Here is a 23,639-nt window from a genome sequence, read left to right on the forward strand (position 1 = left end):
GCCCTAGCAATCCGTTTCATCTGTGTCCATTTTACTTCAACAACAAGAACAGCTAAACACAATAAAAATCCGTTTTTATCTGCGTTTTGCCCTAGCAATCCGTTTCATCTGTGTCCATTTACTTTAACAACAAGAACAGCTAAACGTAATAAAAAATCCGTTTTTGTCAGCGTTTTTCCCTAGCAATCCGTTTCATCTGTGTCCATTTTACTTCAACAACAAGAACAGCTAAACACAATAAAAATCCGTTTTTATCTGCGTTTTTCCCTAGCAATCCGTTTCATCTGTGTCCATTTACTTTAACAACAAGAACAGCTAAACGTAATAAAAAATCCGTTTTTGTCAGCGTTTTTCCCTAGCAATCCGTTTCATCTGTGTCCTTTTTTATTTGACAACAAGAACAGCTAAACACAATAAAAATCCGTTTTTATCCGCGTTTTGCCCTAGCAATCCGTTTCATCTGTGTCCTTTTGCGCAACAACCCGAGCAAATTCAGTTCTCATAAGCATCATTATTTAGAATCGTTTTGAACCGCAAAAAAGAGAGCCGCTACCTGAAAAATAAATCTTAAATTTAGACTCAAAACCAACCCAGTTACCACTAACGCCAAATAACAACCTTTATGAAATCTATGCTACCACTCTTATTCCTCCTTTTTACGGGGCTCACTTTTGCACAAAACAGTACAAAACGAACATTAAAACCATCGGATATCTACCGTTTACAAAACTTGAGCGACCCTCATATTTCGCCTGATGGCAATTGGGTTGCCTACACACTCTCGACAGTTGATTCGATAAAAAACAAACGAAATTCAGATATTTGGATGGTTTCTTGGGATGGGAAAGAGTCCATTCAGCTTACCAATAGCCCAGAAAGCGAATCCCAACCCAACTGGAGTCCTGACGGGAAATATGTGTCCTTTGTCTCGTCACGAAACGGACTCAAAGGCAGTCAAATATGGATAATGGATCGCCGTGGTGGCGAAGCGAAACAACTAACCGATTTGAAAAAAGGCGATTTGAATGACTATGAATGGTCGCCTGATGGTACCAAAATGGCTTTGGTTATCAAAACCCAACCCGATACCGCCAAAGTAAAAGTTCCAAAACCCATTGTTATCGATCGCTACCATTTCAAGCAAGATATTGAAGGGTATTTGACTAGAAAACCATCGCATCTTTATCTTTATGATGTGGCTACCAAAAAAATGGATACGCTTACTAAAGGAAGCTACGACGAGACCGATCCTAAATGGTCTCCTGATGGATCTCAAATCGCTTTTTTGAGTAATCGCACCACCGATCCTGATCGCAATGAAAACTCGGATATTTGGGTAATCGATGCCAAAGCCAAAGCATCAATGAAGCAAATTACCACTTGGACAGGAAGCGATACTGCACAACAATGGAGTCCTGATGGCAAACAAATTGCGTATTTAAGATCGACGGCTTCGGATAATTATATCATGTACGACCAATCCGTTTTGTGTGTCGTTTCTAAAGAAGGTGGTGAACCAAAACTGCTCTCAAAATCCCTTGATAGGCCAGTAAGCAATCCGCGCTGGACCAAAAATGGAACTTCTCTAATGGCTTTGGTTACCGATGACCGAACAAGATATGTTGCCGAATTTGCCGTTTCCGATGGGAAAACGACCAAAATTACTAGCGGCAATAGGAGTTTTACCGCATTAGAACGCCATCCGTCGGGCAGTTTTTTAACGGCGATGAGTGAACCACAAATGCCAACAGAAATCTATGCACTTGAAGGTGGAATCACGCGACGACTTACCAAACACCAAGATTCTTTTTTAGAAAAAATAACACTAGCAACCGTCGAAGGATTTACCTCAAAAAGCAAAGATGGCATGTTGGTTTCTAGCCTTTTATACCGCCCAGCAAATGCACCTGTTGGAAAAAAATTACCTACCATTTTCTTTATTCACGGTGGACCAGTGTCACAAGATGAATTTAGTTTTGATCTCACGAGACAAATGTTTGCCGCTGCAGGATATGCCGTTGTAGCCGTTAATTATCGCGGTTCAAACGGGCGTGGATTGGCGTATTGCAAAGTAATATCGGGCGATTGGGGCAATAAAGAAGTGCTGGATATCCTAGGAGCTGCGGATTATGTGATTCAAAAAGGCATTGCCAATCCAGATAAATTAGGCATAGGCGGTTGGAGTTACGGCGGCATCTTGACGGATTATACGATTGCTTCGGATACGCGTTTCAAAGCGGCTTCAAGCGGTGCTGGTGTTGCCCTAGTTTCATCGATGTATGGCGTGGATCAATATATCTTGCAGTATGATAATGAAATTGGACAACCTTGGAAAAATTTTGATAAGTATGTGGCGCTTTCGTATCCTTTTTTGAAAGCTTACAAAATCAAAACCCCCACGCAGTTTATGGTGGGCGAAAGTGATTACAACGTGCCAGCTGTGGGTAGCGAGCAAATGTATCAGGCCTTCAAATCGTTAGGAATTCCTACGGAGCTTATTATTTATCCAGGGCAGTTTCATGGGATTACCAATCCTAGTTTTCAAAAAGATCGTTTGGAGCGGTATTTAGTGTGGTTTAATACCTATTTGATGAAAAAATAAACAGAAAGAGTTGGGCTTTCAAAAGGTTCGTATGTTAAAAAGTAGATTTTATATACTCTTTAACATACGAACCTTTTAAAAAAAGTATATTTGCTTTTCTCAAAAAATAAGGTGTCTAGGAATCAAAATACCCTAATTATGGATTCATTTCGCCTTAAATTTAGGAAATTAGTAGTATTGTTGCCAAATTTAAAAAAATAGAATGAAGGGTTTTAAATGGATTGTATTCGTATGGATTGTAACTAGTTGGACTGTTTTTTCGCAAGAAAAATGGATCAAACACATGATTGTAAAAGGCGAAACGATAACGAGTATTGCTCAAAAATACAAGATCAGCCCAAAAGCAATTTACGAGATGAATCCCGATGCAGTGGGGACACTTAAATTGAATGCGGTGTTGTTGATTCCTGTTTTAGATGCAAAAAAAGGATCAAAGGTGGTAGTCCAAGAGTCAGAAATGGTAACCACACTTCATGAAGTACAAACCAAAGAAACACTATACGGAATTGCAAAACAATACGGAATTACAGTCGATGCCATCCAGAAAGCCAATCCAGTTTTAGAAAAATGCGCTCTGAAAATTGGTCAAAAAATCACCATTATTGCAAAACCCAAAGCAGCAGAAAATACTATTCCAGCAAGCAAACCCATTCCTGAAGTTCCTGTTGTACTAGTTCCTGAAAAAAATCCAACACCAAAAGGGCTACCAATAATAGAAAAGCCAGAAGCAACAAACGTAACAAATGATGCCAAAACCAGTATTCACGAGGTTTTGCAAAAAGAAACCAAATACGGAATCGCAAAGCAATACGGGATTACAGTAGCCGATTTAGAGCATGCCAACCCTGAATTGGAAAAAAAAGGATTGGAAATAGGTCAAAAAATAACGATTCCTCTAAAAGATGGTTTTGAAATAACAGCAAGCATCGAAAAACCGAAAGAAATACCAGTACCTCAAATCAGCATTCCCGAAAAAGAACTTCCTAAAACGGCAACAGTTGTAACACCCACAAAAACTCAAATTACGCCTCCTACACAAGGACAAATCACGCATGAAGTACTGCCTAAAGAAACCAAATACGGTATTGCAAAACAATACGGAATTACCGTTCCAGAATTAGAAAAACAAAATCCCAATTGTGCCAATAGATTAATTGTAGGTACACAATTAACCATTTTCGGTAGCCAAGTGCCACCCGAAACTAGTAGTGAGAATACCTCAATTGAGGTTCTTGACAACAAAAAAACAACCACAACAGTAGCGAAAATTTTGCCAGTTTACAGTGACGAATTGGTCAATGAATTAATAGATACCGCAACGGATAATATGGGGATTAGGTACAGAAGTGGCGGAACAACAAAAGCTGGTTTTGATTGTTCGGGTTTGGTTTGGTCTACTTTTGATGCCAATCATATCGATTTGCCACGATCTTCTGTCGAGCAAGCTAATTTTGGAATTAAAGTTGATATGACGCAAGCCAAAAAAGGAGATTTAATCTTTTTTAAAACCAATGGCAGCAGGCAAATTAGTCATGTAGGCATGATTATAGAAGTGCTTGACGACGAAATAAAATTCATCCATTCCGCTACTTCGACGGGAGTTATGGTTTCCTCGACCAAGGAGGAATATTACGAAAAACGATTTGTACAAATAAGCCGCGTATTGCAATAAACCGTTATTCGGCGCTATTGACTTCTATCCAATAGCCATCAGGATCTTGAAAATACAATTGTCTAATGCCATCAGCGCGAATGGTAATTTTATGAAGCGTTCCCGCCCAATCCAAATAAGGGATATGGTTGTTGTCAAGCATTTTTACCAAAGCTTCAAAATGAGTCGTTTTGAAAGCAATGTGTACCGCTTTATTAACAATCACGGGCTCTTTGATGGTCGAAACAAGGTGCAATTCTTTGGCATCGCCTAAAGAAACCCAGCGAATACCTTCTTTTTTTGTCTTATTCGTAATTTCGTATAGGTGTAACGTTTGGGTATAAAAAGCTACCGAAACATCCAGATTTTTTACCGAAAGTGCTACGTGATCTATTGTTAAATCAAAGTCAGTTGCCTCTTGAGCGCAAACAATGCCAATATGGAAAGTGGCCATTAGAAGAAAGATTATTTTTTTCATGGTATCGTTTTTTAGTTTGTTTTTCTAGCCATTAAAAATTTTCCTAAACCCAGTTGCAATCCGAGTCGTGTTTGGGTTAATTCTAAAATGGTCAATTCAGAAATTCCCAGTTTTTTGGTGGTTAGAACTATTTTTTTGCCATCAAAAGCCAGCACCCAAGTTCCTGCCATTTGCTGTCCCATGCAGTAGGCTTCGAATTTTCCATTTTCGATAAAGGTAAAGGTCATTTTGTTGATAATATCCGATTGTAACATTTTCAGTCCTTGTTCATTCATTTTGGATTTATCCAAAACGTCTTTGAAAACCCATTTCCCGGGAAGTAAAACAGCATTTTGAGCCTGTACTATGGATGCAGTTACAAAAAAGAGGAAGAGAAGAATTTTGACTCTCATTTTTTTTAGCGAATATACTAAAAATCAGCTTTCTATTTATGGATTTCTAATTTAAGCAGAGGATTTGGTATTGAAGTACCACGGTAGATTGCCTCGGCTGTTCATTATCGCTTAATGTCATTGAAGGAATGGGTTTTTTTATTTTCCCGCAGATTCGGCAGATTTTTTTATGATTATAACCGTTCAGATTCAATCTTCCAAACCAAATCAAGAGGCTTTGAGTTCATGGTTTATTTGAAATTTGTCATTTAAAGCAACACCTTTAGAATTTGAAAAATTGAATTTTGAAATTTGTCTTTTAAAGCAATACGGGTATTTTAAAAACGAATGCCCTGGTTCGTCATTGTGATTTTTTGAAGTTTCTAAAAAAAGTATACCTTTAGCCAACCAAAAAACCAAAATAGAAATGGAAGAGAATAAACCAGAAGAATTTAAGAGAGAACTCGGATTGCTAGACGGCACCATGCTGGTGGTAGGATCTATGATTGGTTCCGGAATATTTATAGTAAGTGCCGATATTGCCAGACAAGTAGGTTCAGCGGGTTGGCTGTTGTTGATTTGGTTGATTTCGGGATTGATTACGATTATTGCTGCGGTAAGTTATGGCGAGTTGAGTGCGATGTTTCCCAAAGCTGGCGGACAGTACGTTTATCTAAAAGAATCCTATAATAAACTGATTGCTTTTTTGTATGGTTGGAGTTTCTTTGCAGTGATTCAAACGGGAACTATTGCAGCGGTAGGTGTTGGTTTTTCTAAATTTGCGGCTTATTTGATTCCGCCTTTAAGCGATGAAAATGTGTTGTTTGTTGCGGGGAGTTTCAAGCTAAATGCAGCTCAAATTGTATCCATTATCACCATTATATTTCTCACGTATTTGAATAGTCGTGGTGTCAAGAACAGTAAAATTTTGCAAACTGTTTTAACGGTTATTAAAATACTTTCTTTGTTTGGATTAATTGTTTTTGGGTTTATTTTGGCCGCCAAAGCCGATGTTTGGAATGCTAATTGGGCTGATGCTTGGAGCACAAAAGCGTTTAATACCGAAACTGGTTCGTGGTTGCCCATAAGCGGAACCGCTTTGATTACAGGTATTTCGGCAGCGATGGTTGGGTCTTTGTTTTCGAGTGATGCTTGGGTTGGTGTGACTTTTATTGCAGGAGAAATTAAGAACCCCAAACGCAATGTTGGGTTGAGTTTGTTTTTAGGAACTTTTATTGTGACGGTTATTTATATGTTGGCCAATGTAATGTACTTGGCAGTAATTCCGATGCAAGAAATTGCTACTGCCAAGTCTGATCGTGTGGCTGTGGTGGCTTCGCAATATACTTTTGGCGATATGGGTACGATTATTATTGCGGTAATGATTATGATTTCGACATTTGCCTGCAACAACGGATTAATTATGGCGGGGGCGAGAGTTTATTACACGATGGCCAAGGACGGTTTGTTCTTCAAGAAAGCGGCGGAACTTAATGACGCAAGTGTTCCCGCTTGGGCTTTGTGGGCGCAGTGTTTGTGGGCATCCTTATTGTGTTTGACAGGAAAATATGGGGATTTATTGGATTTTGTAATCATCATTGTATTGATCTTTTACATATTAACTATTTACGGAATTTTTATTCTGCGCCACAAAATGCCAGATATTGAGCGCCCTTACAAAGCTTTTGGATATCCTTACTTGCCCTTTTTGTATATTATCATAGCTTCGGCGGTATGCGTTTCGTTGTTGTTTACTAAATTTTCGACCTGCGGCTGGGGAGTGTTAATAATGCTTACCGGAATTCCTATTTATTATTTGAGCAAACCGAAGGAATAATTTTAGGGGTATTATTATTGAGATGTTTTCAAAGAGGTTCACTGTTTCTCTTTAGCCCCGATAGGAGCGGCATCCTTTTTTTATTTTACCCTGTCAGGGTTTTGAACCCTGACAGGGTAAAATAAAAAAAGATATAGCGGATAGCGGGAACGATCTTTCCTGAAAAAGCCTATTTTTTTGCTCCTAAAAATAAGAATCGAATACCTGTTTCTAAAAAGCAGAAAACCCGCCTTGAGAACAAGACGGGTTTTTCTAGTGTAGTAAGCACTTTATATACTACTAGATAACGGTGTTTTCTAGTAGTAACTCTTCATTAAAAGGAAGGTTCCAAGCTTGGGCAACCCCTTTGTAAAGGATTTTTCCGTTGGCTATGTTCAATCCTTTTTTTAACTCTTCGTTTTCGGCACAGGCTTTTTTCCATCCTTTGTTGGCTAGTTGCAAGGCGTAAGGCAGGGTTGCATTTGTAAGTGCCAATGTGGAGGTATAAGGAACTGCACCAGGCATATTGGCCACGCAGTAATGTACAATGTCGTCAATTATAAATGTGGGATTTTCGTGTGTGGTTGGGGTACAGGTTTCGATACAACCGCCTTGATCTACGGCTACATCTACGACTACTGTTCCTGGGCGCATTAATTTGAGCATATCTCTGGTGATCAAATGTGGTGCTTTTGCTCCGGGAATTAATACGGCTCCTACGACTAAATCCGAATCGGTTATGGCTTTGCGAATGTTGTATTGGTTGGACATAATCGTGGTTACGTTAGCTGGCATCACATCATCTAAATAACGCAAACGAGCCAAACTCACATCCATTATAGTAACTTGTGCACCCAGTCCTGCAGCCATTTTGGCGGCTTGCGTGCCTACGATACCGCCACCAAGTACCAAGACTTTGGCTGGAGGAACTCCCGGAACGCCACCTAATAGAATACCGCGTCCTTTTAATGGTTTTTCGAGGTATTTTGCGCCTTGTTGAATCGCCATACGACCTGCCACTTCGGACATTGGTACTAATAATGGTAGGCTTCTATCTGTTTTTTCGACGGTTTCATAAGCCAAACAAATTGCTTGTCGCTCTATCATAGCGTGCGTTAAGGGTTGGGACGACGCAAAGTGGAAATAGGTAAAAAGCAGTTGGTCTTTTTGGATCAATTCGTACTCCGAAGCAATGGGTTCCTTTACCTTGATAATCATTTCGGCAATGTTGTAAACTGCCTCGATGGTGGGAAGTATTTGGGCACCTGCAGCAATGTATTCGGCATCATCAAAACCGCTTCCCTCTCCAGCCGTAGCTTGAATGTAGACTTGGTGTCCGTGGTTTTTCATTTCGGCTGCTCCTGCTGGAGTTAGTGCCACACGATTTTCGTTATTCTTGATTTCTTTTGGTACGCCTATGATCATAGCTAAAGGATTAAGTGATGGAGACAAAATAGAAGTACAAATTTAAAGAATAAAGAAAAAATTAGTGCGTTATGCTTTTAAATAAGAAAATATTGTTTTTATTAATTATATTAGCAAAAATATATTCTGTACAAAGCCTTTTTTGCATTTGTAAAAAGAAAAATAATCTGATTGCTGTTCCCAAACCAGCATGCCTAACTCCTGTAAGCATTATGACTATTGACGAAACCGACAAAAAAATCTTACGTCTTTTGCAAGAAGATGCGCATTTGACCTTGAAAGATATTTCGAATCAAATTAATTTATCGCTCACGCCAGTGCATGATCGGGTGAAACGATTGGAGAAAGAAGGTATTATTGAGAAGTATGTTTCGATTTTGAACAAAAAGAAATTGGGCAAGAACCTAACGGTGTATTGTCAAGTGACGTTGGTCAAACAAACCTTTGATATTTCCGAGGGTTTCAATCAATCGATTCTCAATTTACCCGAAGTGGTAGAGTGTAATTTTGTTTCAGGAAGTTTTGATTATATGCTCAAAATTGTCTTGCCTGATATGGAAAGTTACCACCATTTTCATCAAAAAAAGTTATCGATATTATCCGAGGTTTCTTTGATCAACAGTTTTTTTGTTATTTCCGAAGTGAAGAGTACGACGGTTTTGGCAATTTAAAGGGTAGTGAAAAATTTTAAAAAAAAAGCCACAGATTTAAAAACCTGTGGCTAAAAATGGAATTGCAATCCTTTAAATAATAATCCTAAAAACTTCTCCGTTTTTATTAATCATCTCAATTCGGATGCTTTGGGAGTCGTCTTTGTCTTTAAAAATTTTAGAAACGGCTTCGATATTGGTCGCTTTAACATTATCAATATTCAAAATAATATTTCCTTTGAGTTCCTCGTTGTATTGCAATAAATTCTCGTTGGTAATGGCTTTTATTTTTACACCATAATCAATTTTGAATTTCTTTTTGTCATTGGCATCAATATTTTCTAGTTCGATTCCTTTGAATTCGGTGGTAAAAAATTCATTTTTGCTCAAAGTAACAGGAACGACTTTGTTTTTTCCGTCCCGAATATAGGTAACTTGCACCTTGTCATTAGGTCTTTTGGTATTAATATAGCCCGATAAATCGGCATAAGTTGCTATGTTTTGATCGTCAAGTTTTACAATGATATCTCCTTTTTGAAGCCCTGATTTTTCGGCACCAGAATTTTTAGATACTTTGTTGATGTAAAAACCTTGCGTTTGAGCAATCCCCAATTCTTTGGAGGCTGATCCATTGAGTTCGCCACCTTCAACTCCTAGAATGCCGCGTTGCACATTGCCAAATTCCATAATATCCTCGATGATTTTGCGGGCATTATTAGACGGAACGGCAAAGGAATAACCCGTATACGATCCTGTTGGCGATGAAATCATGGTGTTAATCCCTATGAGTTCGCCACGGGTATTGACTAATGCGCCACCGCTATTACCTGGATTTACAGCAGCATCGGTTTGAATGAAAGACTGAATCCCGTTTGAATCTAAATTTCTAGCCTTGGCCGATACGATTCCTGCCGTAACAGTAGAGGTCAAATTATACGGATTTCCAACGGCTAGCACCCATTCGCCAATTTTTACAGCATCCGAATTGGCAAAAACGCTGTAAGGGAGTTTCTCCTCGGCGTTGATTTTTAGGAGGGCGATATCCATTTTTGAGTCAGTGCCTATGAGTTTGGCGGTATAGGATTTTTTGTTGTTGAGTGTGATTTCAATCTCGGTTGCGTCCTTTATAACGTGATTATTGGTTACAATATAACCATCTTCAGAAATGATTACGCCAGATCCAGTACCCACTTGTTCTTGCTGTTGTTGCCCGCCGTAGCCATAAAAATACTCTAGCATGGGGTTCGAAACGGTGCGTCTAGAGACATTTTTTACGTGAACAACGGTGTGAATGGTTTTGTCAGCCGCCTCGGTAAAATCAAGCACTTCGGAGGATAAACCCACGTTTTTTCCGTAGGATTGGGATGCTGTGGTAACAATACTGTTTTTGGTATTAGAAAAATAACCATTGCCTTCAAACGCTAATTTGTAAGCACCTAGCGTTGTTGCTCCGCTTAACAAAGAAATCAAAAATAGGGATGAAAATTTTTTCATAATAGATTTTGGTTTTAAAATTATAAGGTAAAAATAAAAGTTATTTTTTGTGTGCAAAAATGCTTTAACGCTCTTTAACAATGATTAACATTTCATTAATAATTGTACTTTTGTATTCCAATAAAGACTAAAATGCAAATAGAATTTTATAAATACCAGGGCACAGGAAACGATTTTGTGATGATTGATAATCGGACTACTTTTTTTCCAAAAGAAAATACCAAACTCATAGCACATTTATGCGATCGGCGATTTGGTGTTGGTGGCGATGGACTTATTTTGTTAGAAAACGACTCCGAGACCGATTTCAAGATGGTCTATTACAATTCCGATGGGAACCAAAGCTCGATGTGTGGCAATGGAGGACGCTGTTTGGTGGCTTTCGCCAAAAAGCTACAGGTTATAGACAACACCACAACCTTTATCGCCACCGACGGTTTGCACCATGCAACAGTTGCCGAAAACGGATTGGTTTCGCTCCAAATGATTGACGTTACAACCATTGCCATAACACCTGATTATGCGTTCTTGAACACAGGTTCGCCACATCATGTGCAAATAGTTGCTGCTTTAGCGCACTACAATGTAAAGGAAAACGGAGCGGCAATTCGCTACGGGGAGTTGTATGGTAAGGAAGGCAGTAATATAAATTTTGTACATAAAATAGACGAAACAACTTTTTCGCTTCGCACCTACGAGCGAGGTGTTGAGGACGAAACCTTGGCTTGTGGTACTGGTGCAACCGCAGTTGCCATTGCGATGCATGCGACAGGACAAACTACTGCCACCACGCTAGATTTGACAGTAGAAGGCGGGGAATTAGTCGTTTCTTTTGATGAAAATCAAGGAAAATATACGAATATTTTCTTGAAAGGGCCTGCGGAGTTTGTGTTTAAAGGGAGTGTTGGGGTGTGATTCAGTGGGTTATTTTATGGTTATTAGGATTAGGGTAAAATTACTCAATTTAGTGTTACATGGCGATATAAAGTATAATTTTATGAAATGACATCAATTTTCATGGACTTTCGTTGCTTTGTTATAGCATAATAAAAACCTCGCAATTTTTACTTTGCGAGGTTTTTATTTTGTGTCTGATCAACTTTGGCAGGAGTCAGAGGTATTGCGTAAGCCGTTTATTTATTTTTGCTCGTGTCAGCTGGGGAATTGATTTTTTCTTTGTTACTAATTAACAGTAATAACTTTTTTTAATTTCTCATTTTACCATCCATTTCGATTCAAAATTGGCATCTTTTGGATTGCCATATTTTGTGGTCAATTTATCATGTACTATCATTTTTTTAAATGTTTTGGTTATTGCTTACTCTATTTACACTTTTCGGTTTGCGAGGGTAATATTGATTAGCTGAAAACTCTAATCACAAATGTTAGTATTGTTATTGCAATTAATTTTAAAAATAGTATTAGGCACATTTGATGTCTTTACGCTTGTTTGCCAAGGGCTATTATTTTTTCTTGCCCAATATCTTTTAAACCAATTAAATGAGTCTGGATTAACGGCATTCTCAATAGATGATTTGTGTGCTAAAAATAAGTGCTTAAGCTTCATTTTTTTACATACTCTTGATTTCCACTCAACAAAATTATAAACACCTTGACAATTACATGTTTGATGATTAAAGTAAAGTGGTCCATTCATTTGTCCATTAATATCCGCTTTATTCCTTTTAAATTTACCATTCGAGTTTTTAATAAAACTTCTAATAATTGTAACTATCCTATTATTTCTTTCTCTCATTTTAACACTTAATCGATAAATTCCATTTGAACTTGTTATATTATTTTTACAATAATTTCGTTTGGGATGAGTCTCACAACACAAACTCGGGTCTATAGGATTAACTATTATCTCCTTTGATTGAGGACAATTTGGGTCAGTACTTTTAATAATAATTTTTTTTGCACCTGCACAATTATACCTTAATTGAATTGAATTAGGGCTTTGCCCAATTATCTGTGGATTTCCATTTGTAACATCGAAAAGAAAAGAATCATTTCCTGCTGTACATAGATTGTCAACCTTTTCAATCGCTACTTCAAAATTATTGACATATGCAGGGGATACATTAATATCACAAGGATATGGAACACTAAATGTAATCGGTTTTGTAGTTTTACATGTTTCTACTTTTCCATCAATTGTGTAACTAAAATTCGCAGTTACATTAATTACATGCGTTGAATTTATCCCTGGAAAATATTTCGGCAATAAAATTCCGTAATTAACAATAGCTATTCCACATTGATTTGATGAGATAGAACTCATATCAGTTGGTAGATAAACTGTACTAACGCCATCAATATTTACATCACAACTTGTAAGGTTGTAAAAACCTTGATAATAATTAGGAAATGTAATTTCAATATTGACATATTCAGGATGGCATTTGTCTGGTATGCAGAGCCCAACAGATACTTTTTGACAAAATATATTTGTATTTAAAACCCTATAATTTACTTCGTCATTACAAATATCGACTTGTACAAAATTGAAAAGTGGTTTAACATTGTTTTGAACATTACTACTATATTTTGAAAAATACTCTTTTGCCAGTCGGATTGATTCATTACAGTCTTTTCCAACTGGAAATTTAAATAATGTACAGTCGTCAAAATAATAATAAACAATACCGTCAATGACTAGCATTCGATCTTGATTTAACAAAGTCTGTAAGATTTCATCATCTTCTAATATTTCAGGAACTGGGTTTACTGAAAGATCTACACCATTATTTTCTGCAATATCTTCTTGATTTTTAATAAAAGTTCTGTAAGAAGTATGTAGTTTAGAGATTTCAAAATCTGTTAATGGTTTTTCCTCGTCTAATGCTGTAGGATATGATGCTGAATTTTCAAACGTTTCCTGTTGGTATTCAAGATAATCGTGAATTAGATTATATTGGATAGAATCTTTAAAAACCAGTAATCCACAATTATTTTTATAAACAATGGACGACTCTTTAACAAAAACTTTTTTCATTAAATCACATGAAACAACAGATGTCAAAATAATTAAATATATTGAAAGTTTAAATATAATTTTTATTTTTTTCATAATTTCTATATTTATTTTTTTGTTAGGTCGGGCATTTCTCCAAGACATCCTACTCCTGCACATCTATAACAATACGCGCCACGGCAATCCTGTTCCGTAATACTCACCCCAACCCCAAATCCACCAAAATTGGAGTAACTTGCTTTTAAATTAACAAAAATCTTACTTGTTTTTATCACATTTACTATTAAGGCAGGACTATAAACAAAACTCATTGCATTGGTTTTTACTTCTGTGCTTGGTGTTGTTTGTCCTAAATAAAACTCTAGATTTTGTTTGTTGCTAAATAATACACCTGCTTTTAAGTCAAGCCACATCAACGGTAGTCTTTTGTTTTGCGATTTTGGGAATAACATAAATTGTGGACTTGCCATTATACTAAAGCCACCTGGATTTTTTTTAGTAAATTTATAGGTGTCATATTCTATGTTATTTGCTTTAGCATAAGCAACAACTACGTTTTCGTCATTGGATCCAGTAATATAATCTAGTGCAAGTTTGTATCTAGTGGTTCCTGATTTTGGAAACAACATAAAATCAAGTCCTGCTGATTGACCATTTTTAAAAAACAGTAATGGGCTAGTGCCTTCTTTTTGAATACCAGTTCCAATATGGTAGGCAGCATTTCCTCCAAATGTTATTTTGGACTTTGTTTGCGAATACACTTGTATTTGTAAAAATAGTAGTGTAAAAATTAAAATTTTTAGATTTTTCATTGTTTTGGTTTTTTGTTTCCCCTACTCTTGGTTTGGCTTTTCGGGTTGCGCCAATTATTTTTTATATTCATACTACCTTGTAATCCACGCCCAGATTTTGTGCAGTAGCTGTAGACTTTTTGTTAGTTTTTGCATTAGTTCTTTTTTTCATAATTGACATGAATTCAGTTTACTTCCTCTATTCGCAACGCTCGGAGGTATTATTTTTACTGAAATAATTTTTTAAAATTTCTTTAGTAAAATTGCTCTTAAACTTGAAAAAAATCGATGAGTGATTAACTATAAATAGTAGGGTTAATCAACCTATTTTTATACCGTTAATTCACGGTATAAAAAATGTTTGATTGCCCGTAGGAACTATAAAATATTTAGACAATATTTGTTGTACGTAATAGTTTTTGTAATAGGATGTAGTTATGAGTTTAAACAGTAGTCAATTTGAAATAGTTTCCTTTTTCTCTTTGGGTTTTTTATGTCTTGTTGGCTGTATTAGCTTGTACTTAAGCATATTGTTTAAGTCCAAAATTTATTATTATTACTGTGGTTATGTTGTGTCGGTTTTAATTTTTATCGCTAGTGTTTATTTCAAGGCTACAAATTATTATCCCAATTATTCCCAAGGTCTCTATGTTTTACAACTTCTTATAGATGTAGTGCAAATGATTGCTAGTTTTATGTTTGGAGCCTTTATATACCACGCATTAATTCTAGAGGATTTAAAGTTCAAAAAATTAAAATTTGTATTTCAATTCTTCGGAGGATTTACTCTTTTTTATGTGCTAACCGTAATTTTTTTTCCCAGTTTTGTAAAGGAAAGCATACCGTACTTTATGGTGTCTAGGGCTGTTGTAGTGCTACTTTCATTACTTTTTTATTATTTTATTAGCAAAGAACTTAAAAAAATATATTTCAGATATTTGTTTCTAGCCATTACCTTTTTGCTTTTATGTGGATTTTTTGCATTTTGGGATTCGGTTACTAATTATAATTCCGATCCTTATCTAGGATTTGAATACCTCTGCTTGGGCTATATTCTCGAAAACATTTGTTTTGCATGTGCTTTTATTTATAAATATTTTTCGACTGATCGACAAAAAAAAGATGATGAAATCCAACATAAATTTCAATTAAACGTTGTTCAAATCGAAATGCAACAGCAAACCATGCAACATATTGGTCGAGAAATTCATGATAATATTGGACAGAAACTTACCCTAGCCAGTTTATATACCCAACAATTGGGATACGAAAATAAAGCACCACAAATAAATGATAAAATAGAAAATATAAGTTCGATTATCAATCAATCGCTCAATGATTTGCGACAATTGTCAAAATCATTAACAGATAATGCTATAAAAATCAATACTTTGTATGATTTGTTAGAGTTGGAATGTAAAAAATGGCACGAGATTAAAAATTGCGAAATGAATTTAGAAAGTAATTCAAAGAGCATAATTTTGCCTTACCAAACCAAGAGTGTTTTGCTTCGGATCTCGCAAGAATTTATACAAAACAGCATTAAACATTCGGGTTGCAAAAACATAAATATTACGCTAAATACTGTAAACAACAAATTACAACTTTGTTTGCAAGACGACGGAAAAGGCTTTGATGTAAATATAACATATGACGGAATAGGTTTGAAAAATATTAAAAAACGAATCGAGATAATTGACGGTAGCTCTATTCTTGAAAGTCACGAAAAGACAGGTACAAAATTACTAATAGACATCCCCTTTATAAAATGAAAAAAACCATTGTAATTGTCGACGACCACATACTTATTGCAAAAGCTTTGCAAAGTATAATTACAAACTTTAGTCAATTTGAAGTGCTGTACGAATGCCAAAACGGCAAGGAACTACAAGAAATATTCGCTGTAAAAACTAACGTTCCCAATGTGGTTTTATTAGACATTAGTATGCCTATTATGAATGGTTTTGAAACCGCAAAATGGCTAAAAGAAAACCACCCCAATGTCCTCATAATGGCATTAAGCATGCAAGACGATGAGCAAAGTTTGATAAAAATGATAAAAAATGGAGCCAAGGGTTATTTGCTCAAAAACGCACACCCAGCAGAACTTGAAAACGCCTTGAATTTATTGCTAAAAAACGGCTATTATTACCCAGATTGGGCTGTAAATAGATTGTTTGCAAACATTAATAATACCTCTTCTAATGAAGTGGAAATCTGTTTTAGCGACAGAGAAAAAGAATTTTTAAAATACACAATAACCGAATTGACCTATAAAGAAATTGCCGATAAAATGTGCTGTAGTCCAAGAACCGTAGAAGGGTATCGAGACAATTTGTTCGAAAAATTAGAACTAAAGAGTAGAGTAGGGCTAGCCGTTTATGCTATGAAAAATGGATTTATATAAAAAAATAAAATTTCTAGAATTGAAGTTTGTAAAATCCTATTTTTTATTAAATTTATAGCAACATATAGTGCTGCTGTTATTTATAAAGGTAGCGCAAAAACTATGCTAACTATCAATAATGATCACACTAAAAGGCGATACCATTTACCTCCGAGCACTTGAACCCAATGATTTGGAGTTTGTGTATGCTATGGAAAACGACCAAAGCATTTGGGAAGTAAGCAATACCCAAACGCCTTACAGTAGGTTTTTGGTAAAGCAATACCTCGAAAATGCACATCAGGATATTTACGAAGCCAAGCAGTTGCGGTTGGCAATTTGCCAAGATCAAGATTTTCCAGCCATTGGATTAATCGATTTATTTGATTTTGATCCCAAGAACAATAGGGCAGGGGTTGGGATTGTCATACAAGCTTTGGAAAACAGAAAACAAAATTGGGGCTCCGAAGCATTAGAACTGCTTATTGACTATGCTTTTTACAATTTAAACCTGCATCAATTGTACGCAAATATTGCGACAGAAAATACCGCAAGTATGGCTCTTTTTACTAAATTTGGATTCCAGAAAATAGGTGTCAAAAAAGAGTGGACTTTGGTCAACGGAATTTACAAGGACGAAGCCGTTTTTCAACTCATCAATAATCAACTTTAAAAAAATATCGTTTTGAATTTAAAAAAAATAATTTCAATCGCATCTGTAGTATTGGTTTCACTATTAATTCTTTACGGATTGTTTTTGGTGCGTCAGATTTTTTCAAGCAACACTAAATTTGCCGAAAATAAAGTATATGTTTATGTGCCAACGGGAGCCAATTATGGCGAAATAAAAAAAATAATAGCCCCTTATGTGGAGAACATGAACCGTTTTGAAATGGTAGCCGCCAAAACCAGTTACCCAGAAAACGTAAAATCAGGTCGCTTTTTGTTCAAGAAAAACATGAATAGTTACGAATTAGTGAAAACCTTGCGAATTAATGATGCCGTAAAATTAGCTTTTAACAACCAAGAACGGTTAGAAAATTTTGCGGGTCGTGTGGGATCTCAAATCGAACCCGATAGCTTGAAATTACTAAATACGTTCAAAGACAGTATTTTCCTGAAAGAAAATGGCTTTACCGAAGAGAATGTTTTGACAATGTTCATCCCAAATACCTACGAGATTTATTGGAATATTACCGCCGAAAAGTTTCGGGATAAAATGATTAAGGAATACCGTAATTTTTGGAACAAAGAGCGAACAGACAAAGCCGCCAAACAAGGATTAACACCCATTGAAGCTACTATTTTGGCGTCAATTGTTCACAAAGAATCGGTTAAAAAAGACGAAAGACCACGCATTGCTGGCGTGTATTTGAATCGTTTGCACCAACAAATGCCCTTGCAAGCAGATCCAACGGTTATTTTTGCCATCAAAAAGAAATCAAATGACTTTGACCAAGTTATCAAAAGAGTTTTCTACAATGATTTATTTTTGATTTCGCCATACAACACTTATAAAGTGATTGGTTTGCCTCCAGGGCCAATAGCGATGCCAGATATTACGGCACTTGAAGCTGTTTTGAATCCCGAGAAAAACAATTTTATATACTTCTGCGCTAGTGTCGATCGGTTTGGGTACCATGAATTTGCAGCTACTTTAGAGGAGCACAATGTAAATGCCAAAAAATATTCGGATTGGATTACTAGCCAAGGCGTAAAAAGATAGTTTTGATTGTGAAATCAAGAGTTGTTTTTTTGCTACTGCTGGTAATGCAATCGGTTTTTCCCCAAAAAACTACTGAAAGTTTCTTCAAACCTTCGGATTCTTTATATAAAAAAAGACAAAATACTGTCTTCCTTTCCGAAGCAATAGTAGCTTCGGCGGCACTTATTGGGTTGAATCAAGTTTGGTATGCGGATTATCCGCAATCTCATTTTCATTTTATAAATGACAATTCGGAGTGGCTCCAAATGGATAAAATGGGGCATTTTTACTCCTCCTACCACCTAGGTCGTGCAGGAGCCGAATTGTTGCATTGGAGTGGCGCAAGCAAAAAAAGTCAATTGTTATATGGAGCGCCGCTTGGTTTTGCTTTTTTGACGGCCGTTGAGGTTTTAGATGGCTTTTCGTCAGAGTGGGGTGCCTCCGCAGGCGATGTGATTGCAAATGCGTCTGGCACGGCTTTGTATGTTTCGCAAGAATTGATTTGGAAGGAACAGCGCATTATCCCAAAATTTTCTTTTCATACCACATCCTACGCCCCCTATCGCCCTGATGTTTTGGGGAGCAGTTTATCAGAGCAAATTCTAAAAGATTATAACGGTCAAACCTATTGGCTTTCGACCAATTTGTATTCGTTTTCCAAAGGGTCAAAAATACCCAAATGGTTGAACCTTGCTTTGGGCTACGGAGCTAACGGAATGCTAACTGGAAATAACAGTTCCACGGGGCTAATTCAAGACGAAAAAGCGATAAGATACCGACAATTTTACTTGAGTTTGGACGTAGATTTGTCTAAAATAGAAACAAAATCCCACTTTTTGAAGACTATTTTTTCGGTTTTAAATACCATCAAAATCCCTGCGCCAACGATTGAATACTCGGCTCACGGCGGATTTCAATTCCATTCCTTCTATTTTTAAAAAAGTTTAACCAGTTGATCTTCAGTGCTATTTATTTTTTTGTATATTTGCACGTAGAAATTTCATAACGGGACAGCGTTTTGAAGAAAAACAATTTATGATAAAGAAATGGTATTTTTATTCTGGTTTAACAGTTATTATTGTATTTTTAAGCTCGGGTTTTAAACCCTTAAAGTTAGATTCCAACTCTTGGTTTCTAGTCCATGAATCCGAAGGGACACACTACTTATTTCCCTCGGAAAAACAAAAAGAATTCTCCAATTTGAACATCCCTTTTACTGGAAATTTTTTTATTGGTTACAAAGAAGCAATTGGCTTCAAAGAATCTCAAGGCAAATACAAAAAAATTAATTCGCTAGGGTATTTAGGTAAATATCAGTTTGGTATGGAAACCCTAAAAACGGTGGGTGTAACAAACCGAAGTCAGTTTTTGAACAACCCAGCCTTACAAGAAAAAGCATTTATTGCACTTTTGTCCAAAAATAAATGGGAACTAAAAGACGTCATTGACCAATACGAAGGCACCATAATAAACGGAATTGTAGTGACGGAATCTGGGATTCTGGCTGCGGCACATCTTGGTGGTGTTGGGACAGTCAAAAAATATTTCAAAAACAACGGAAAACGTTTTTTTAAAGATGCTTATGGTACTTCCATTAGAAGTTATATGAAAGTTTTTGGCGGGTATGACACCTCGTTTATTATTGCCGATAGCACGGCGAGAGTGCTCTAAACCTATTGGTTAAAAATATAAAAAAGCAAAGCCTGTCAATTGATAGGCTTTGCTTTTTATGGTTATTATTGATTTATTGCAAAAGGGCTAAAATTTTTATGGCTGTTTCACTAATTTTTGTTCCAGGGCCAAAAATGGCTACGGCACCTGCTTCAAATAAAAAAGAATGGTCTTGTACAGGAATTACACCGCCCACAACAACTAATATGTCTTCACGACCATATTTTTTAAGTTCTTGAATTACTTGTGGTACCAGGGTTTTATGTCCAGCTGTCATGGACGAAATGCCTAAAAAATGCACCTTGTTTTCTATGGCTTGTTGTGCAGCTTCGGTGGGTGTTTGAAACAAAGGGCCAATTAGTACCTCAAAACCCAAATCGGTGTAGGCTGTTGCTACAACTTTGGCACCACGGTCATGACCATCTTGCCCCATTTTTGCAATTAGGATACTCGGTTTTTTGCCTTTTTGTTGTGTGAATTTGTGAGCTAATTTTTGGGCTTCTGCAAAACTTTCGTCCTCTTTTATAGCGGTACTATACACACCGCTAAAGGATTTTATTGTAGCTTCATATCTCCCAAAAGCCTGTTCTAACGCCTCGCTAATTTCACCAAGAGTGGCTCTACAGCGTGCGGCTTCTATGGCTTTATCAAGTAAGTTCCCTTCTCCTGATTGGGCGCAAAGCGTTATATCATTCAATGCTTTTTTTACTTTTTCGGCATTGCGAGTGGCTTTAAGGAGCTCTAGTTTTTGTATTTGTTGTTGGCGAACCATGGCATTATCTACGGCTAGAATAGCAATTGGATCTTCTTTTTCTAATCGAAACAAATTGCTACCTATTATGCTATCTTGATTGCTGTCTATTCTAGCTTGTTTTCGAGCAGCAGCTTCTTCAATTCGGATTTTAGGAATTCCTGTGGCTATTGCTTTGGTCATGCCACCTAATGTTTCGATTTCTTGAATTAGTTTCCATGCTTTTTCTGCCAAATCGTGCGTTACACTTTCGACATAAAAACTTCCTGCCCAAGGATCGACTGTTTTAGTAATTTTTGTTTCTTCTTGCAAAAAAAGTTGGGTATTTCGTGCTATTCTTGCCGAAAAATCCGTTGGTAGCGCAATGGCTTCGTCAAGGGCGTTGGTGTGCAGCGATTGTGTGCCACCAAATACTGCTGCAGTGGCTTCAATACAGGTTCGTGCCACGTTATTAAAAGGATCTTGGGCTGTTAAACTCCAACCCGAAGTTTGGCAATGGGTTCTTAAGGCTAATGATTTTTCGTCCTTTGGTTGAAATTGGTTCATTAATTTTGCCCAAAGCATTCGTCCAGCTCTCAATTTGGCAATTTCCATAAAATGATTCATGCCAATGGCCCAAAAAAAGGAGAGCCTTGGTGCAAATTCGTCTATTTTCATTCCAGTTGCCAGTCCTGTTCTAATGTATTCTAAACCATCGGCAAGTGTGTAGGCGAGTTCAATTTCGGCGGTGGCACCAGCTTCTTGCATGTGGTAACCTGAAATGGAGATGGAATTAAATTTGGGCATTTTCTTACTCGTATAATCAAAAATGGCAGCGATAATTTGCATGGACGGCAATGGCGGGTAAATATAGGTATTGCGCACCATGAACTCTTTTAGAATGTCGTTTTGAATTGTACCGGATAGTTTTTCAGGCAACACGCCTTGTTCTTCGGCAGCTACAATGTAAAAAGCCATAATGGGCAATACCGCACCGTTCATGGTCATAGAAACGGACATTTCATCTAATGGAATTTGGTCAAACAACAGCTTCATGTCTTCAACCGAATCTATGGCAACCCCCGCTTTTCCTACATCGCCATGCACCCGTTCGTGATCCGAATCGTAACCCCGATGGGTGGGTAAATCAAAGGCTATTGACAATCCTTTTTGGCCTCCTGCAAGATTGCGTCGGTAAAATGCGTTGCTTTCTTCGGCCGTCGAAAATCCTGCGTATTGCCTGATTGTCCATGATTTTTTGACGTACATAGTGGTATATGGTCCCCGAAGATAGGGCGCAAAGCCTGCTCCAAAATCCAAATGATGCAGGTTTTCAATATCCTTTTCGGAATAGGTTTCTTGGATTACAATACCTTCTGCGGTCAAAAAAGGCGTCTTTTTATCGATAGCAATTTCGTCATTCATGGAATCATTCGAAGCATTTATTTGAAGGTGTTGCAGGTCTTTTCGTTTCATTTTAAATGGTTTTCCAAAGGTTTTTTGTGGCAAAATAGAAGTCGTTTTTATTCTTTTGACAGTCTTTCTTGTTCTGTCTTTTCGGCTACTCTTTTTTCGATTAGGGGTGTAATCAACGTTTTTCGAGGTTTTATTTTTACAAAAGGAAAAAGTTCTAAATCCGCTTTCATGCGATCTTCGGTATTGCGATACTTGTTTGTTCCTACTAAAATTTCTTTGCCAGAATCGAATAATTCTTGTTCTTTATCGGCACTTTCTTGGATTTTTCTTTTGATTACTCCTTCGTTCAATTGCTTGAGAAATCCACCATTTTTTTCAATGTCTTTAAAGAGTACTAATGCTTTTTCGGCTATTTGGTTGGTGAGATTTTCTATGTAATAACTGCCGTCTGCTGGGTTGTTTACTTTATCAAAATAGCTTTCTTTTTTCAAAAGTAACAATTGATTTCGTGCCAATCGATCGCCAAATTCATTGTCTTTGTGGTACAAGGAATCGTAGGGCAAATTAGCAATAGCATTGGCACCACCAAGTACGGCACTCATACATTCGGTAGTGGTTCGCAGTAGGTTTAGATTGAAATCATACAAGGTTTTATTTCGTTTAGTGGGCGAGGCCAAAATATGACACGTAATTTTGGAATCGTATTCCTTGGCAAGTATTTCAAATAACAATCGGATGGCGCGAAGTTTAGCAATTTCAAAAAAATAATTGCTACCAACCGCAACTTCAAAAACGATGGCTTTTTTTAAACTTGGAATTCGATTAAAATATTCATTGGCATGCGACAAACAGTACCCAATTTGCTGGACGATAGTGGCTCCAGCGTTTTGGTATAATGCTAAATTTACGCTTACCAATCCTGCTATATTTGTCTCTTTGGAAAGTAAATTTAGAGTTTCAAAATTATTTTTTTCATTGGTTTTGAACCAATTCCCCTCTTTGGCTAAATGTCCTATTGGGTCTAGGGTACAGTAAAAATTAGTTTTTCTAGTCCTTGAAATAGCTTCAATTCTTTTTACGAAATCGATTGAAATGAAACTAAAATGAAAGTAAACGGTACAGGTTTCTAATGGTAATTGTTCCAATAGTTTTTCAATAGCAATACTGTCGTCATCAATGGTAAAACGAATGCTTTCGGCACCTCGTTTTAGGGAGTTCAAAGCTCTTTCGATTGATTTTTCGACATCAAAAACATAAATATTTTGACATATTTTGAAATCTGTTGCTTTGGTTTTTAGGGGATAAACTTTGGTGTAATCTTCATCGGTATAAAACGGTTTTACTTTGATATCGTCTGGTGCATTCCAGATTAGTGTATCATTGTAATCGGCTCCATTTAATTCAAATTGAATTTTTTGTTTCCATTGTTTTGGGGAAATAGGGTCAAAATCATCAAATAGATTTGCTGCCATTTTT

General features: G+C 36.8%; 20 protein-coding genes. 12 read left to right on the forward strand and 8 right to left on the reverse strand.

The window, feature by feature from the left end:
* The 3 genes from FNW21_RS16450 to FNW21_RS13835 all read left to right on the forward strand — a co-directional run.
* Positions 1 to 183, forward strand: a 183-nt coding sequence (locus FNW21_RS16450) for a hypothetical protein (RefSeq protein ID WP_221932065.1), incomplete at its 5' end; no start/stop codon positions are given.
* 439 nt (positions 184 to 622) lie between these two features.
* Positions 623 to 2,602: a S9 family peptidase gene (locus FNW21_RS13830; RefSeq protein ID WP_144257345.1), complete on the forward strand. Its 1,980-nt coding sequence runs from the start codon at positions 623 to 625 to the stop codon at positions 2,600 to 2,602.
* A gap of 202 nt (positions 2,603 to 2,804) precedes the next feature.
* A complete protein-coding gene (locus tag FNW21_RS13835) occupies positions 2,805 to 4,274 on the forward strand; it encodes a peptidoglycan endopeptidase (RefSeq protein WP_144257346.1) in 1,470 nt (489 codons plus the stop codon).
* A gap of 4 nt (positions 4,275 to 4,278) precedes the next feature.
* Here the strand turns inward: FNW21_RS13835 and FNW21_RS13840 are convergent, their stop codons facing one another.
* Both FNW21_RS13840 and FNW21_RS13845 read right to left on the reverse strand, forming a co-directional pair.
* Positions 4,279 to 4,731: a VOC family protein gene (locus FNW21_RS13840; protein ID WP_235889643.1), complete on the reverse strand. Its 453-nt coding sequence runs from the start codon at positions 4,729 to 4,731 to the stop codon at positions 4,279 to 4,281.
* An 11-nt stretch (positions 4,732 to 4,742) separates the two neighbouring features.
* The gene (locus FNW21_RS13845; protein ID WP_144257347.1) at positions 4,743 to 5,123 is read right to left on the reverse strand and encodes a hypothetical protein; all 381 of its coding nucleotides are present in this window, start codon (positions 5,121 to 5,123) and stop codon (positions 4,743 to 4,745) included.
* Positions 5,124 to 5,529: 406 nt separating this feature from the next.
* On the opposite strand from FNW21_RS13845, the gene FNW21_RS13850 reads away from it, so the two are divergent.
* Complete coding sequence (locus FNW21_RS13850; protein ID WP_144257348.1) at positions 5,530 to 6,939, forward strand: APC family permease; 1,410 nt, start codon at positions 5,530 to 5,532, stop codon at positions 6,937 to 6,939.
* Positions 6,940 to 7,218: 279 nt separating this feature from the next.
* Here the strand turns inward: FNW21_RS13850 and ald are convergent, their stop codons facing one another.
* Positions 7,219 to 8,343 carry an alanine dehydrogenase gene (gene ald, locus FNW21_RS13855; RefSeq protein WP_144257349.1) on the reverse strand — a complete coding sequence of 375 codons (1,125 nt, stop codon included), beginning with the start codon at positions 8,341 to 8,343 and terminating at the stop codon, positions 7,219 to 7,221.
* 212 nt (positions 8,344 to 8,555) lie between these two features.
* Between ald and FNW21_RS13860 the strand changes: the two genes are divergently transcribed.
* Positions 8,556 to 9,014: an Lrp/AsnC family transcriptional regulator gene (locus FNW21_RS13860; RefSeq protein WP_144257350.1), complete on the forward strand. Its 459-nt coding sequence runs from the start codon at positions 8,556 to 8,558 to the stop codon at positions 9,012 to 9,014.
* A 72-nt stretch (positions 9,015 to 9,086) separates the two neighbouring features.
* Here the strand turns inward: FNW21_RS13860 and FNW21_RS13865 are convergent, their stop codons facing one another.
* Positions 9,087 to 10,487 carry a S1C family serine protease gene (locus FNW21_RS13865; RefSeq protein WP_144257351.1) on the reverse strand — a complete coding sequence of 467 codons (1,401 nt, stop codon included), beginning with the start codon at positions 10,485 to 10,487 and terminating at the stop codon, positions 9,087 to 9,089.
* Positions 10,488 to 10,619: 132 nt separating this feature from the next.
* On the opposite strand from FNW21_RS13865, the gene dapF reads away from it, so the two are divergent.
* Positions 10,620 to 11,402, forward strand: a complete 783-nt coding sequence (dapF, locus tag FNW21_RS13870; RefSeq protein WP_144257352.1) for a diaminopimelate epimerase — start codon at positions 10,620 to 10,622, stop codon at positions 11,400 to 11,402.
* Between the two features lie 457 nt (positions 11,403 to 11,859).
* Here the strand turns inward: dapF and FNW21_RS13875 are convergent, their stop codons facing one another.
* Positions 11,860 to 13,560, reverse strand: coding sequence for a hypothetical protein (locus tag FNW21_RS13875; protein ID WP_144257353.1), 1,701 nt, complete (start codon positions 13,558 to 13,560; stop codon positions 11,860 to 11,862).
* Positions 13,561 to 13,571: 11 nt separating this feature from the next.
* Positions 13,572 to 14,276, reverse strand: coding sequence for a hypothetical protein (locus FNW21_RS13880; protein WP_144257354.1), 705 nt, complete (start codon positions 14,274 to 14,276; stop codon positions 13,572 to 13,574).
* A 416-nt stretch (positions 14,277 to 14,692) separates the two neighbouring features.
* Between FNW21_RS13880 and FNW21_RS13885 the strand changes: the two genes are divergently transcribed.
* The 6 genes from FNW21_RS13885 to FNW21_RS13910 all read left to right on the forward strand — a co-directional run bounded on the left by FNW21_RS13885 (position 14,693) and on the right by FNW21_RS13910 (position 20,017).
* Complete coding sequence (locus tag FNW21_RS13885) at positions 14,693 to 16,027, forward strand: sensor histidine kinase (protein WP_144257355.1); 1,335 nt, start codon at positions 14,693 to 14,695, stop codon at positions 16,025 to 16,027.
* The gene (locus FNW21_RS13890) at positions 16,024 to 16,662 is read left to right on the forward strand and encodes a response regulator transcription factor (protein ID WP_144257356.1); all 639 of its coding nucleotides are present in this window, start codon (positions 16,024 to 16,026) and stop codon (positions 16,660 to 16,662) included. The genes FNW21_RS13885 and FNW21_RS13890 overlap by 4 nt, the downstream gene beginning before the upstream one ends.
* A gap of 118 nt (positions 16,663 to 16,780) precedes the next feature.
* Entirely contained in the window at positions 16,781 to 17,314 is a 534-nt protein-coding gene (locus FNW21_RS13895) for a GNAT family N-acetyltransferase (protein WP_144257357.1), read from the forward strand.
* 12 nt (positions 17,315 to 17,326) lie between these two features.
* Complete coding sequence (gene mltG, locus FNW21_RS13900) at positions 17,327 to 18,367, forward strand: endolytic transglycosylase MltG (RefSeq protein ID WP_144257358.1); 1,041 nt, start codon at positions 17,327 to 17,329, stop codon at positions 18,365 to 18,367.
* A gap of 44 nt (positions 18,368 to 18,411) precedes the next feature.
* A complete protein-coding gene (locus FNW21_RS13905; RefSeq protein WP_144257396.1) occupies positions 18,412 to 19,284 on the forward strand; it encodes a DUF2279 domain-containing protein in 873 nt (290 codons plus the stop codon).
* 97 nt (positions 19,285 to 19,381) lie between these two features.
* Positions 19,382 to 20,017: a peptidoglycan-binding protein LysM gene (locus FNW21_RS13910; RefSeq protein ID WP_144257359.1), complete on the forward strand. Its 636-nt coding sequence runs from the start codon at positions 19,382 to 19,384 to the stop codon at positions 20,015 to 20,017.
* Between the two features lie 73 nt (positions 20,018 to 20,090).
* Here FNW21_RS13910 and scpA read toward each other — a convergent pair whose 3' ends face one another.
* Both scpA and FNW21_RS13920 read right to left on the reverse strand, forming a co-directional pair.
* Positions 20,091 to 22,223 carry a methylmalonyl-CoA mutase gene (gene scpA, locus FNW21_RS13915; protein WP_144257360.1) on the reverse strand — a complete coding sequence of 711 codons (2,133 nt, stop codon included), beginning with the start codon at positions 22,221 to 22,223 and terminating at the stop codon, positions 20,091 to 20,093.
* A gap of 47 nt (positions 22,224 to 22,270) precedes the next feature.
* A complete protein-coding gene (locus FNW21_RS13920; RefSeq protein WP_144257361.1) occupies positions 22,271 to 23,635 on the reverse strand; it encodes a methylmalonyl-CoA mutase subunit beta in 1,365 nt (454 codons plus the stop codon).
* Between the last annotated feature and the right edge of the window lie 4 nt (positions 23,636 to 23,639).

The organism is Flavobacterium restrictum (genome assembly GCF_007097245.1).
GTDB lineage: Bacteria > Bacteroidota > Bacteroidia > Flavobacteriales > Flavobacteriaceae > Flavobacterium > Flavobacterium restrictum.